Origin of the sequence: Erwinia sp. HR93 (genome assembly GCF_034555055.1) — a bacterium.
In the GTDB taxonomy this organism is placed as follows: Bacteria; Pseudomonadota; Gammaproteobacteria; order Enterobacterales; family Enterobacteriaceae; genus Apirhabdus; species Apirhabdus apintestini.
Genome location: NZ_JAXUDP010000001.1, coordinates 311597 through 324496, shown reverse-complemented (window position 1 = coordinate 324496; position 12900 = coordinate 311597). Strand labels below are relative to the sequence as shown.

12 protein-coding genes are annotated in these 12900 nt (G+C 49.3%); 9 read left to right on the top strand and 3 right to left on the bottom strand.

Annotation, left to right across the window (positions count from 1 at the left end):
- Nucleotides 1-197: 197 nt before the first annotated feature.
- On the top strand, nt 198-1133 hold the full coding sequence (gene mdh, locus SFA31_RS01530) for a malate dehydrogenase (protein WP_322836408.1): 936 nt from the start codon (nt 198-200) through the stop codon (nt 1131-1133).
- A 336-nt stretch (nt 1134-1469) separates the two neighbouring features.
- Here the strand turns inward: mdh and degS are convergent, their stop codons facing one another.
- From degS to zapG, 3 genes are all read right to left on the bottom strand, one after another.
- Nucleotides 1470-2528, bottom strand: coding sequence for an outer membrane-stress sensor serine endopeptidase DegS (gene degS / locus SFA31_RS01525; RefSeq protein WP_322836407.1), 1059 nt, complete (start codon nt 2526-2528; stop codon nt 1470-1472).
- 87 nt (nt 2529-2615) lie between these two features.
- Nucleotides 2616-3986 carry a serine endoprotease DegQ gene (gene degQ, locus SFA31_RS01520; RefSeq protein ID WP_416208311.1) on the bottom strand — a complete coding sequence of 457 codons (1371 nt, stop codon included), beginning with the start codon at nt 3984-3986 and terminating at the stop codon, nt 2616-2618.
- A gap of 157 nt (nt 3987-4143) precedes the next feature.
- On the bottom strand, nt 4144-4545 hold the full coding sequence (gene zapG / locus SFA31_RS01515) for a Z-ring associated protein ZapG (RefSeq protein WP_322836406.1): 402 nt from the start codon (nt 4543-4545) through the stop codon (nt 4144-4146).
- Nucleotides 4546-4788: 243 nt separating this feature from the next.
- Here zapG and zapE point away from each other — a divergent pair, with 243 nt between their 5' ends.
- From zapE to SFA31_RS01475, 8 genes are all read left to right on the top strand, one after another.
- A complete protein-coding gene (gene zapE, locus SFA31_RS01510) occupies nt 4789-5907 on the top strand; it encodes a cell division protein ZapE (protein ID WP_322836405.1) in 1119 nt (372 codons plus the stop codon).
- Between the two features lie 296 nt (nt 5908-6203).
- On the top strand, nt 6204-6632 hold the full coding sequence (rplM, locus tag SFA31_RS01505) for a 50S ribosomal protein L13 (RefSeq protein ID WP_322836404.1): 429 nt from the start codon (nt 6204-6206) through the stop codon (nt 6630-6632).
- A gap of 15 nt (nt 6633-6647) precedes the next feature.
- Nucleotides 6648-7040 carry a 30S ribosomal protein S9 gene (rpsI, locus tag SFA31_RS01500; protein WP_023480836.1) on the top strand — a complete coding sequence of 131 codons (393 nt, stop codon included), beginning with the start codon at nt 6648-6650 and terminating at the stop codon, nt 7038-7040.
- Nucleotides 7041-7329: 289 nt separating this feature from the next.
- Nucleotides 7330-7971: a stringent starvation protein SspA gene (gene sspA, locus SFA31_RS01495; protein WP_322836403.1), complete on the top strand. Its 642-nt coding sequence runs from the start codon at nt 7330-7332 to the stop codon at nt 7969-7971.
- Nucleotides 7971-8489: a ClpXP protease specificity-enhancing factor gene (sspB, locus tag SFA31_RS01490; RefSeq protein ID WP_322836402.1), complete on the top strand. Its 519-nt coding sequence runs from the start codon at nt 7971-7973 to the stop codon at nt 8487-8489. Before sspA ends, sspB begins: the two co-directional genes overlap by 1 nt.
- Nucleotides 8490-8992: 503 nt before the next feature.
- Nucleotides 8993-9217: a hypothetical protein gene (locus SFA31_RS01485; protein ID WP_322836401.1), complete on the top strand. Its 225-nt coding sequence runs from the start codon at nt 8993-8995 to the stop codon at nt 9215-9217.
- A 104-nt stretch (nt 9218-9321) separates the two neighbouring features.
- Nucleotides 9322-10620 carry an HlyD family secretion protein gene (locus SFA31_RS01480; protein ID WP_322836400.1) on the top strand — a complete coding sequence of 433 codons (1299 nt, stop codon included), beginning with the start codon at nt 9322-9324 and terminating at the stop codon, nt 10618-10620.
- A complete protein-coding gene (locus SFA31_RS01475) occupies nt 10613-12736 on the top strand; it encodes a peptidase domain-containing ABC transporter (protein WP_322836399.1) in 2124 nt (707 codons plus the stop codon). Before SFA31_RS01480 ends, SFA31_RS01475 begins: the two co-directional genes overlap by 8 nt.
- The last annotated feature ends 164 nt before the right edge of the window (nt 12737-12900 follow it).

Sequence of the window (12900 nt, the reverse complement as noted above, 5' to 3'; positions counted from 1 at the left end):
TGTAGCTACCTGTCATTATTGATTGCGGGTAGCTCCGGCATGACTGAGCGGAATATAAAGAGGCGATTGCATATCTAAGCTATTGGATATGTTTACATAATAATTATGGAGTGATTGTAATTTTCGGCATCCTGAATTATGGTCGCCCGCTACGCAAAACCCGCATAACTTCGCTAACTATAATTAAGGAGTTTAGGATGAAAGTTGCAGTCCTCGGTGCGGCTGGCGGTATTGGTCAGGCGCTGGCGCTTTTATTAAAGACCCAATTGCCTTCAGGTTCAGAACTCTCACTTTATGATATCGCGCCCGTAACTCCAGGCGTGGCGGTGGATTTAAGTCATATCCCTACCGATGTTAAAATTCAGGGTTTTTCCGGCGAAGATGCGTCTCCCGCGCTGCAGGACGCTGATATTGTCCTGATCTCTGCAGGCGTCGCCCGGAAGCCGGGCATGGATCGCTCTGATTTATTCAATGTGAACGCGGGCATCGTAAAAAATCTTATTGAGCAGGTTGCAAAAACCTGTCCAAAAGCCTGTATTGGCATTATTACCAACCCCGTAAATACCACCGTGGCCATTGCTGCAGAAGTGCTGAAAAAGGCCGGTGTGTATGACAAAAACAAATTGTTCGGCATTACCACGCTGGACATCATCCGCTCTAATACCTTTGTTGCCGAACTGAAAGGTAAACAGGCGTCTGAGGTTAATGTCCCCGTTATTGGCGGGCATTCGGGCGTGACGATTTTGCCTTTACTGTCTCAAGTTGCGGGCGTCACGTTTAGTGAACAGGAAGCGATAGATTTAACTAAACGAATCCAGAACGCGGGAACGGAAGTGGTTGAGGCGAAAGCCGGAGGAGGCTCTGCTACGCTATCAATGGGACAAGCGGCGGCACGTTTTGGTCTGGCGCTTGTGCGAGCATTGCAAGGGGAAGCGAATGTGGTTGAGTACGCTTATGTAGAAGGCGATGGCAAATATGCCCGCTTTTTCTCTCAGCCTTTGTTATTGGGTAAGAACGGTATCGAAGAGCGCCGCGCTATCGGCGCACTAAGCGCTTTTGAGCACCAGGCGCTGGAAGGCATGCTGGATACGCTAAAGAAAGATATTGCGCTGGGTGAAGACTTCGTCAAATAAGTGATTAAACCCGCGGTTAACCATAATTATTAGGGAAGGCGTCAGCCTTCCTTTTTTTGCGTATCGGAATATCACTTCCGTAGCGGTGCTTAGCAATACCGGCATATTACTTGGGGTTAACATCAAACCGACAGAAGGTGATTTTTAACCCGCTTCGGGAAAAAATAATACGCCTTGTCATGCGGCTTTTTATTATCAGAGCCTGAATGGCATACTTACCGTTTCCGCGTAAGCGTTAATTCTCCGGCGTATGCGCGCTATTCACCCGCCTGGCCGTTTTATCTTATATGAGGTTAGGGAGCGCCGCCGAAGTGCATAATCACTGCGGCGAAACGCTTAGTTTGTGACGGGGTATTCCTGCACCGTCACCTGGAAGGTAAGTTTACGCTCATCGCGCATAACTTCGACGGGAACCACGGAACCGGGGCGAATCTCAGCAACCTGGTCCATCGTTTCCAGCGCAGAAATGGCCGGTTTACCGTTGACGGAAGTAATAACATCGTTTGGCTGAATCCCCGCCCGTGCTGCCGGTCCGTCAGGCGCGACGTCATTCACGATAATTCCCTGAATCTGATCTAATCCCGAGGCGGGGCCGTGCGAGGAGGGGCGCCCTGTTATGCCAATATAACCGCGAATAACGCGCCCGTCGCGAATGAGTTTGTCCATAATCCGGTTAGCCAGTTGCACTGGTATGGCAAAACTTATGCCTTCCGGAGTTTCACCATCGTTACTTTTATCAAAAGATAGCGTATTAATGCCCATCAGTTCGCCCAGTGAATTGACCAGCGCTCCGCCGGAATTGCCGTGGTTGATGGATGCGTCGGTTTGCAGGAAACTTTGCCGGCCTGTCGGGTTCAGGCCGATACGCCCGGTCGCGCTGATTATGCCCTGAGTGATGGTTTGCCCGAGGTTATAGGGATTGCCAATCGCCATTACGACATCACCGATATGCGGCGTGCGCCTATCGTTAATAGGGATAACGGGCAAATTAATGGCATTAATTTTTAGTACCGCAAGATCGGTAAGCGCGTCAGAGCCGACCAATAGCGCTTCAAAAATTCGCCCATCTTGCAGCGCGACGATAATCTGATCTGCATTATTTACAACGTGCTTGTTGGTGATGATATAACCGCGCTTATCCATAATAACGCCAGAGCCGACGGTGCGAATTTCTAGCTGATTATGTGAAGAAGCACTGGCACTGCGATTGTAGACATTCACCACGGCGGGAGCCGCCCGTCGCACGGCCTGGTTGTAGCTTACGGGAGCGTCGTCTGCGCTATCCAGCCTGGGCGCCGGAAAAGGGTTATGCTGCCGCAGCGACGGTATAAACGCCAGCAGCAATATGGCGACAATTAATCCCAATAAGATGGGACGTAACATTCTCAGCAACATGGATGCGCAATAACCCAACAGGAAAACGCAGGAAGGATAACATGAGTTAAACGGACATCCCATGCGGGATACCCGTTGAAGTTTGTTTTATCGCAATAGCAGGTAAATATTTCCCGTCCCGCGTACCACATTGAGCGCGATAATGGCCGGTTCAGAGGCCAAAAATTTACGCATCTCCGCGATAGAGCGCACGCGTTCGCGGTTTACTCCAATGATAATGTCGCCCTTTTGTAGCCCTGACTGAGCCGCAAGGCTGCCTTTTTCAATATCGTTGACCTGAATACCCTTCGTTACGCCGTCTTTCAGCGTACCGTCACTGAGATTAGCGCCGCGTAGCGCCGGAGAAATAAGCTCGGCGTTGGCGGCTGATGAGGTATTTTTATCCAGCGTCACTTCGACATCCATCTGTTTGCCGTTACGCAGTAGCCCCAATCTTACTTTAGCGCCGGGCTCTGTGGTAGCGACGCGCGTGCGTAGCTCTGCAAAACTATTTAGCGGCCTGCCGTTCATTGAGGTAATAATATCCCCTGCCTTAATGCCGGCTTTAGCCGATCCTGAATTAGGGAGGACTTCGCTGACGAATGCGCCGCGCTGGGTATTCAGATGAAACGCTTTTGCGATATCGGCGCTCATTTCGGTGCCTTTAATGCCGAGTAGACCGCGCTTGATTTCACCAAACTGAATTAATTGTTTTGCCAACGCTTGCGCCATATTGCCCGGAATTGCGAACCCGATACCGACATTACCGCCTCCGGGAGCAAGGATAGCCGTATTAATGCCGATTAATTCGCCACGTAAATTCACCAGCGCACCGCCTGAGTTTCCGCGATTAATCGAGGCATCCGTCTGAATAAAGTTTTCGAGGCCTTCAATGTTCAGGCCGCTGCGTCCCAGCGCTGAAATAATCCCGGAGGTTGCGGTCTGGCCAAGCCCAAAAGGGTTACCCACGGCGACGGCAAAATCGCCCACTTTTAGGTTATCTGAGTCAGCGAATATTATTTCGGTTAATTTACTGGCATTTTGAAGCTGCAATAAGGCGATGTCGCTTTGTGTATCGCTACCAACGAGCTTTGCGGTAAATTCACGCCCATCATCTAGCTGTACGGCGATTTTATCTGCCTGATTAATAACGTGATTATTAGTCAGAACATAGCCTTTCTCAGCATTGATGATGACCCCGGAACCCAGCCCTTCAAAAGGCCGTGATTGTTGCTTCGGCAGCCTGTTACCAAAATATCGTTTTAACTCTTCCGGAAGCCGTGGTGTTTGCGCTGCGCTGCCCTGAACTTTGATACTCACGACGGCGGGAAGGACTTTCTCCAGCATTGGAGCCAAACTTGGAGTCGACGGCTGGCCGGGAACCTGCGCTGGCAGGGCAGCGTTGGCTGTAAAAAACGTCGGGAGGGTAAGCCCAATGCTCAGTGCTAATGCGCTCAACAGCAGTTGTGGTTTTTTCATCGGTGCTGGCTCTCGCAACAAAAAAGTGAAAGTAAATATTAAAGGAATAGATAGTATTGAATTCCGGGGCAAGGCTCAATGGTGCATCGGGGCGCCATCCGGAAGCGAAAGGATCCAGAGAAAAATGGAGCGCCGGGCGCTCCGAAATGGCTCACTCTTAGTTTCGTTTGCTGCGGTCTGCGCGTAACAGGCCGGAAGCACTCTCAGAATAATCGCGTGGCATTTGTACCGGTGCCTGATCGTTCCCGGCCTCAGATTCACCCAGCCGATTACGGAATGGATTAGTTTGCTCTGACATTTCCGGCAGCAGGCTGCTGGAGCTTTGCGCCATATGCTGATAAAGCTGGCGATAATCCGTCGCCATGTTATCCAGCAGCTCAGCGCTGCGGGCAAAATGGCTGACTAACTCTTCACGCCATGTTTCAAGCTCGGTTTTTTTCTGCTCAAGTTCGTATTGCAGAGCCTGCTGTTGGCGCAATTTGCGGTTGCCAAAACGCATCGCGACGGCGCCGATGATAATACCGACGACTAACCCAATAATCGCGTATTCCCAGGTCATGAACGACTCCCGTTATCTTGTGATTCCGTAGGGGGTTAATGGCGCGGGTTTTTCACGCTGTTCGCGCCCACGCTGTGAGGCCAATATTGTTTTCAATGCGTAAATGATACGCAGAAAGAAAGCGGCCCGCTGCCACTATAACCGTTAATTCAGCAGAAGTGGAATCCTGTGCACGCATCGCGTAATGTAGACCGCGCTTTTTTTCATCACCTGTGTATCACAATCATAAAATAAACGATTATTATGCAAATCCTTTCTCCCGCATTACGTTATCAGCAGGCTCTGAGCGAGAGCGGCTATCAGCCCGATGTCATACAACAAGAAACCATATTCAGACTGGATGCTATCTGGCGAGAATTTTGCGCGCATCAATCTGGGGCGGTTGAAAACCGAGGGATGTTTACCCGGTTTAAGCAGTTTCTCGGTAAACCCCGGGTTACAGAAACCGTGCGCGGGTTATATATGTGGGGCGGCGTTGGACGCGGTAAGACCTGGCTAATGGATCTCTTTTTTGAAAGTATTCCCGGCGAACGTAAACTGCGGCTGCATTTTCATCGCTTTATGATGAAAGTACATGAAGCGCTGGCTGCGCTTGAAGGTCAAAGCGACCCACTGCTGCGCGTGGCAGATGATTTTAAGGCACGCACGGATATCATATGTTTCGATGAGTTTTTTGTTTCTGATATCACGGATGCAATGCTGTTAGGTAACCTGATGCAGGCCCTATTCGAGCGCGGAATTACGCTGGTTGCCACGTCGAATATCCCACCGGATGAGCTTTATCGTAATGGTCTACAGCGGGCTCGTTTTTTACCGGCAATTGACGCTATTAAGCGCCATTGCGATGTAATTAACGTCGATGCGGGTATTGATTATCGGTTACGCACGCTTGTACAGGCGCATTTATGGTTGTCGCCGCTTAGCGATGAGACAGAAAAGCAAATGCTCCGGTTATGGCAGTCACTAACCGGCGGTGAAGCTCAGAAACAGCAAACGCTGGAGGTTAATCACCGCCCGTTGCTGGCAATCGGCTGCGCTCATCAAACGCTGGCGGTAACTTTTCATACGCTATGCGCGCAGGCGCGCAGTCAGGTTGACTATGTTGCACTGACCCGGGATTACCATACGGTGTTGCTTTATCATGTTCCCGTTATGGGGCCGCGCAATGAAAGCGAGGCGCGGCGGTTTATTGCTCTGATTGATGAATTTTATGAGCGCCGCGTCAAACTTATCGTCAGTGCAGAAGCGCCATTACTGAACATTTACTGTGGTGAGCGCCTGACATTTGAGTTTCAGCGCTGCCTGTCTCGCTTGCAGGAGATGCAAAGTGAAGAATATTTACACCAGTCGTATATGCCTTAGATACGTTTATCATCCATGATAAACGCGCGAGCGTGGCCGTAATATTCAAAATTAGCAAATACTCTGCCTTCCTCCAGATTGCCCCTTTTGCCTGTAAAAAGGGGTCGACCTTTGCCCCTGACTTCTCTATAATCCTGTGACCCCACGTTACAACGAAGTTTTTTTCCCGAAACTTTGTATGCCGGTGAAACATATCCGAGGGGGTAGGTTTACTGGACAATGTCGCGTGAACCTCAACTGATTTTAAGCGTTTGGGTGTTCACCAACGTGTAACTATTTATTTGGGTAAGCTTTTAATGAAAACTTTTACAGCTAAACCAGAAACCGTAAAACGCGACTGGTACGTTGTTGACGCGACCGGTAAAACTCTGGGCCGTCTGGCTACCGAACTGGCTCGTCGCCTGCGCGGTAAGCACAAAGCGGAATATACTCCGCACGTTGATACTGGTGATTACATCATCGTCCTGAATGCAGAAAAAGTTACCGTTACCGGTAAAAAGCGTTCTGACAAAGTGTACTACCACCACACTGGCCACATCGGTGGTATCAAAGAAGCGACCTTTGAAGAGATGATTGCCCGCCGTCCTGAGCGTGTAATTGAAATCGCGGTTAAAGGCATGCTGCCGAAGGGCCCGCTGGGTCGTGCAATGGCGCGCAAACTGAAAGTTTACGCGGGCAATGAGCACAACCACGCGGCACAGCAACCGCAAGTTCTGGACATCTAATCGGGATTATAGGCAATGGCTGAAAATCAATACTACGGCACTGGTCGCCGCAAAAGTTCCGCTGCTCGCGTGTTTATCAAACCGGGCAACGGCAAAATCGTTATCAACCAGCGTTCTTTGGAACAATACTTCGGTCGCGAAACCGCTCGCATGGTCGTTCGCCAGCCGCTGGAATTGGTTGATATGGTTGAAAAACTGGATCTGTACATCACCGTTAAAGGTGGTGGTATCTCTGGTCAGGCAGGGGCTATCCGTCATGGGATCACCCGCGCTCTGATGGAGTACGATGAGTCTCTGCGCGCCGAACTGCGTAAAGCTGGCTTCGTCACTCGTGACGCTCGTCAGGTTGAACGTAAAAAAGTGGGTCTGCGCAAAGCACGTCGTCGTCCGCAGTTCTCCAAACGTTAATTGTTTTATACAATTTTCGAAAACCCGGCTTACAGGCCGGGTTTTTTATGCGTATCGATGCAGCAGGCCTGATGGCATTTTACGGATTATGTGAAATCCGTAAAACGCCTCACCACAAGTAGGATAAAATCTGCTAAACTGGCATCCACTTTTCTGCCCAATTTGCGGGCGCTACGCAAGGTGTAAGCAAAGGCTTCATCGGGCATGCGTCAGCGGGAAGGGCGACTCATCATGTCGGCCATGGTTGCGGCTGACAGCAGTATTTTTCTGAATATACCTGGAGGTTTCCATGGCTGTCGCCGCCAACAAACGTTCGGTAATGACGCTGTTTTCTGGTCCTGTTGATATCTATAGCCATCAGGTACGTATCGTTTTGGCCGAGAAAGGCGTCAGCTTTGAGATTGAACACGTCGAAGCGGATAACCTGCCACAGGATCTTATCGATCTGAATCCGAATCAGAGTGTACCGACCCTGGTCGATCGGGAGCTTACGCTGTGGGAATCCCGCATCATCATGGAATATCTTGATGAACGTTTTCCTCATCCGCCGCTGATGCCGGTATATCCGGTTGCACGTGGCGAAAGCCGACTTTATATGCAGCGTATCGAAAAAGACTGGTATTCACTAATGAATGCCATTCAGAAAGGTAGCGCTCAGGAAGCCGATGCTGCGCGCAAACAATTACGTGAGGAGCTGCTGGCAATCGCTCCGGTCTTTACGCAGAAGCCTTACTTTTTGAGCGATGAATTCAGTCTTGTGGATTGCTATTTAGCTCCGCTGCTCTGGCGTTTACCGCAATTGGGCATTGAGCTGAATGGTGCAGGTTCTAAAGAGCTGAAAGGCTACATGACTCGCGTATTTGAGCGCGATTCTTTCCTTGCGTCTCTGACAGAACCTGAGCGTGAAATGCGTTTGCAGGGTCGTATCTGATGGATACCGCTCAATTAACGCCGCGTCGCCCTTATTTACTACGGGCGTTTTATGACTGGCTGCTCGATAATCAGCTTACACCACATCTGGTGGTGGATGTCACGCTGGCGGGCGTTAATGTGCCAATGGAATATGCCCGTGACGGGCAAATTGTCCTGAATATCGCGCCGCGAGCGGTTGGAAATCTGGAATTAGGTAGCGATGAAGTGCGTTTTAACGCGCGCTTTGGCGGTGTGCCTCGTCAGGTATATGTTCCAATGGCCGCCGTGCTGGCGATTTATGCACGTGAAAACGGTGCGGGCACAATGTTTGAGGCCGAGCCAGCGTATGACGGCTATGAGCCATCAGATGATGCCAAATTGGAGGACAACGCGGCATCTCCGTCACCGGAGGTTAATCGCAGCATGATGTCGGTTATTGATGGTGATTGCCCTGATAAACCAGAAGGCGATGACGATCCGGATGATACTCCGCCTCCTGCTCGTGGGAAGCGACCCGCGCTGCGAGTGGTAAAATAATAAAAAAGGCGTCCCAGACGCCTTTTTTATTTATATATAGCCACTGCCATCTGTTAGTACAGATATTTGGACTCGCAAACGCTGTGATCTCCCTTTCGAACAGATAACCTTGTCTTTGGGATAAAATTTATACCCTAATATTCTGTTTCTGCATCCTGACCGCGGTCCTCTATTATTCGCGATGCCTGATGCTAATTTATTCGCAGGACTAGGTTAAAGGCATCTTATGAACGTGCCAATATCTACTATTCATTTTTTTCTGTGTCAGAGCAGAGGCAATAAATATACCCTTGTAGAATAGGATGTTAGTTGAAATCGATGTGTTTTCTATTGAGGGTATAGCAAAGTAGAAATCAAAGGGTGTAATAATAAATATGATGATAGTAAATGATGATTGATAAGGAAATATGAGGCGAGACTAAGGCCTGAGAGAATAATAAAGAGTATCTTATTAGCCACTACAGTTTAGTTTCTTATATTTATTCGATTAAGGAAGACGATTCATGCGAAGCTTAAACAGTAATGAAGTTGAACAGGTATCTGGCGCTGGTTTCCTCAGCTCAATTCTATCCCCTAAATCATCAGGCGCGGCAGCTTCAACTCCGTGTGATGATTTTACTGACGCATTGAATAATTTGCTTTCAGCCGTAGGCTCTGCATTTAATAAAGTTGCTGATATTCTGAATCAATACACTAATATGTTCTCTGGTTCTTCCAAAAAAGGTTAATCTCTCTTTTTCTTTGTTCCGTATTTTTCTTTTCCGTGGCTGTCACCGTGGCCACGGTTTTTTTGATATATTGATTTTCCGCTGATAGAATAAAAAATTCCTTCATGAGCCACCAGCAAAATTCACTTTTTCGCCAGGAAGCCGTCGATAACAATCGCAATAGCTGGACGGGGAGTGTGACGCTTTTTTCGCGCATGCCTGCCTTTATTGTCGCTCTTACTGTTATAACGCTCTTAACTCTCTTTATCTCTCTAATAACATTTGGGCACTATACGCGGCGTATTAATGTTGGTGGGGAAGTCATCATTTATCCTCATCCTGTTGATATTTTTGCAGGTGCGCCAGGTATTGTAGAGCAGCGCTTTGTGGACGTCGGCCAGCGGGTTGATAAAGATACACCTTTGTATCAAATATCGGCTTCACAGGTGACGCAATTTGGTGATGTTAATAAGAAAAAAATAGCCAGCGTTAGGCTGCAGTTAGTAAAAAGTGACAAAATAATTCGGGCGCTGAAGAAGAACAGAGAAAGCATACTGAATAATATTCAGCAACAGATTGGAACATATAATGATGCGCTTAAGCAGTCAAAGATTATGATGACAGACTCTTTGACATTAACGAAAGAGATGCAGCGTGCGCTTAATGAGTATCAACAATATAGCCGATCGCATTTAATTACGAAAGATCAATTGAATAACCAGCGTTATATGTATCAGCAGCAAAAAAGTACTTATAGTAATTTATATTTCCAGAATTTGAGTAATGTGCTTCAACTCGTTAATTTACGCAGCGATTTAGAAATAAAATCTGCAGAGTTTGATGAGCAAATTCTAAAAGCTGAAGCGCAACATGAAAATTTGCAGCGCGAACTGGCTGAGGCTGAGATCAAAGACCGTTTTCTAGTGTTATCGCCTATGGCCGGGCAGGTAGAAAGCCTGGTAGTAACAGAAGGGCAAATGGTTAAAAGCGGCGATACGCTTGCCCAGGTAGCGAATAACAGTGAGCAGGCAGTGTATTCAGTATTTTGGCTGCCGGATCGCGCTCGCCCGTTTGTGAAAAATGGCGATCGCGTTAACGTACGCTTTGAGTCTTTTCCCTATGAAAAATATGGTCAATTTTCGGGCGAAATCATTTCCGTTTCCACTGTTCCGGCGTCGCTTCAGGAACTGGCAAACTATAAAAATAGTCCGGTGAATGGCGAGTCGTCGCACGTGGCGGCGTACTATAAAACCGTTGTCAAATTCGCGCGGGCAAAGCCGTTCTTTCAGGCACACAAACTGTATATTACCGGTGGAATGAAAACGTCTGCCGTTTTCTTCCTTGAGAGACGCCCTTTATACCAGTGGATGTTCTCTCCGCTGTATAAGATACAGGATAGCGTTGCGGAGCACGTCCATGAATAACCCTGCCGCTCTAGTATCTCGGCTGGCGCTTCGCTGGCGCCGGAAGGTTCCGCAAATTATTCAGTCAGAGGTTTCTGAATGTGGGCTTGCCTGCCTTGCGATGATTTCCGGCTATTATCGCCAGCAAATTGATATGACCTCTCTGCGTCGGCGGTTTGGGCTTTCAACGCAGGGCGTGAATCTTAAGCAACTTATGTCGATTGCGACGGCGATGAATTTGCGCTGCCGCCCCCTGCGCCTGGAGCTTGAAGAACTCCCCCAGCTCAAAACACCGTGCATTTTACACTGGGATTTATGCCATTTTGTGGTGCTATTGCGGGCGGGTAAACGTTCGATCACCATTCAGGACCCCGCGATGGGTGAGCGGACGCTAAGTTTATCGACGGTTTCCCGGCATTTTACCGGCGTTGCTCTTGAATTATGGCCGGGTGAGGATTTTACGCGCCAGAAGATGTCGCGCACCTTTCGGCTGCGAGGATTACTTAAAAACATTACCGGATTTCGCGGCTTTTTAGCCAAATTGCTCGCGCTATCCCTGTTGATTGAAGGGATTAACTTATTATTGCCGGTGGGAACGCAGCTCATCATGGATCATGTGATTATCGCGCGAGACAGGCCGCTATTGACGCTCATTTGCTGTGGGCTATTGGCGTTTATTTTACTGCGTACCTTTTCAGGTTTCTGCCGTAGTTGGGTAACACTTGCCGCGAATGCGATGATTGATATTCAATGGCATGAACGCCTGTTCTCTCACCTGCTGCGCCTTCCCTATACCTGGTTTGAAAAGCGCAGACTGGGCGATATCCAGTCGCGATTCACGTCGCTGAGTACCATCCGTAATGTATTAACCACCCAGCTAACCAGCCTTGTTATTGATAGCGTTGTCGCACTGGGTGTGTTAGCGATGATGATCTTTTACGGCGGCTGGCTGGTATGGGTGGTGGTGGCTTTCATGGTTATTTATGTGGCCATGCGGCTGCTGACGTGGCCTCACTATCGACAAATCGCCGAAGAGCAGATTGTGAATGAGGCCCGTGCAAGCTCGCATTTTATGGAAACGCTGCACGGAATGGCGACGATTAAGGCGCTGAGCCTGTCCCATCTGCGTGGAATGCAGTGGTTAACATTAAAGGTGGATGCAATTAACAGCGGTATCCGCATCAGCCGCTTCGATATGGCATTTAGCGGCGCCAGTACGCTGATAGCGACGCTCGACCAGGTGGCTATTCTATGGCTCGGTGCTGGCATGGTCATCGACGGGCATTTATCGCTGGGCATGTTTGTCGCGTTTAATGCTTATCGCGGTGAGTTTTCAATGCGGGTAGCGGATTTAACCAATACCGTACTGCAGCTGCGTATGCTTAATCTGCACATCGAGAGGGTGGCGGATATTGCCGATGAAGATGCGGAGCCAGCCGGCGAAACACTGCCAACGCCTGCTGGAGGGCAGCCCGTCGCCCTGAGCGCGCGTGGGTTACGCTTTCGTTACGATAAACTCTCTGAGCCGGTATTCGATAAACTCGATATTAACGTGGCCGCAGGTGAGTGCGTGGCGTTAACGGGGGCTTCTGGCTGCGGGAAAACGACGCTGATGAAAATCCTGGCGGGTTTAGTGGAGCCAGAGCGCGGCCAGATTATGGCTGACGGCGTGGATATTTATAAAGCGGGCGTAGAAGGTTACCGGGCGCGCATTGCCTGTGTACTACAGGATGACAAACTGTTTGCCGGATCCATTGAGGAAAATATTGCAGGCTTTGATGAGGCGCTGGACAGAGCGCGCGTTGTTGAGTGTGCGAAATTAAGCTGCATTGATGAAGAAATAGCCCGCATGCCAATGGGATATCAAACCCTATTGAGCGAGCTGGGCAGCAGTGTGTCCGGCGGTCAGCGTCAGCGCTTATTAATCGCTCGGGCGCTTTATCGGCAGCCGCATATTTTATTTATGGACGAAGCTACCAGTCACTTGGATTTGGGCAATGAGTCTCGCATTAACGCCGCGATTGCCAGTCTTAACGTGACGCGAATTATTGTTGCGCACAGGCCGTCTACTATCGCTAGCGCCGATCGCATTATTGAGATTGGAGCGCTTATTGAGAAGGAGAAGCGTAGAGAATAAATCCGCTAATGGATGCGGATGCGTTGAATCGTCGGAGATGCGTGGCACCCGCTATGCGCACGCGTCGCTGCGGGCTGGCCAAAATGAAGGTCGGTATATATATCATGATGAGTAAACAACTGAAGTGATGAATCGTAGCGTTTGCCCGCGCACGCCTCGCTGAC

Excerpts from the sequence above, each read along its gene's own strand:
- mdh (WP_322836408.1), top strand. The coding sequence starts at position 198 with ATGAAAGTTGCAGTCCTCGGTGCGGCTGGCGGTATTGGTCAGGCGCTG.
- degS (WP_322836407.1), bottom strand. The coding sequence starts at position 2,528 with ATGTTGCTGAGAATGTTACGTCCCATCTTATTGGGATTAATTGTCGCC.
- degQ (WP_416208311.1), bottom strand. The coding sequence starts at position 3,986 with ATGAAAAAACCACAACTGCTGTTGAGCGCATTAGCACTGAGCATTGGG.
- zapG (WP_322836406.1), bottom strand. The coding sequence starts at position 4,545 with ATGACCTGGGAATACGCGATTATTGGGTTAGTCGTCGGTATTATCATC.
- zapE (WP_322836405.1), top strand. The coding sequence starts at position 4,789 with ATGCAAATCCTTTCTCCCGCATTACGTTATCAGCAGGCTCTGAGCGAG.
- rplM (WP_322836404.1), top strand. The coding sequence starts at position 6,204 with ATGAAAACTTTTACAGCTAAACCAGAAACCGTAAAACGCGACTGGTAC.
- rpsI (WP_023480836.1), top strand. The coding sequence starts at position 6,648 with ATGGCTGAAAATCAATACTACGGCACTGGTCGCCGCAAAAGTTCCGCT.
- sspA (WP_322836403.1), top strand. The coding sequence starts at position 7,330 with ATGGCTGTCGCCGCCAACAAACGTTCGGTAATGACGCTGTTTTCTGGT.
- sspB (WP_322836402.1), top strand. The coding sequence starts at position 7,971 with ATGGATACCGCTCAATTAACGCCGCGTCGCCCTTATTTACTACGGGCG.
- SFA31_RS01485 (WP_322836401.1), top strand. The coding sequence starts at position 8,993 with ATGCGAAGCTTAAACAGTAATGAAGTTGAACAGGTATCTGGCGCTGGT.
- SFA31_RS01480 (WP_322836400.1), top strand. The coding sequence starts at position 9,322 with ATGAGCCACCAGCAAAATTCACTTTTTCGCCAGGAAGCCGTCGATAAC.
- SFA31_RS01475 (WP_322836399.1), top strand. The coding sequence starts at position 10,613 with ATGAATAACCCTGCCGCTCTAGTATCTCGGCTGGCGCTTCGCTGGCGC.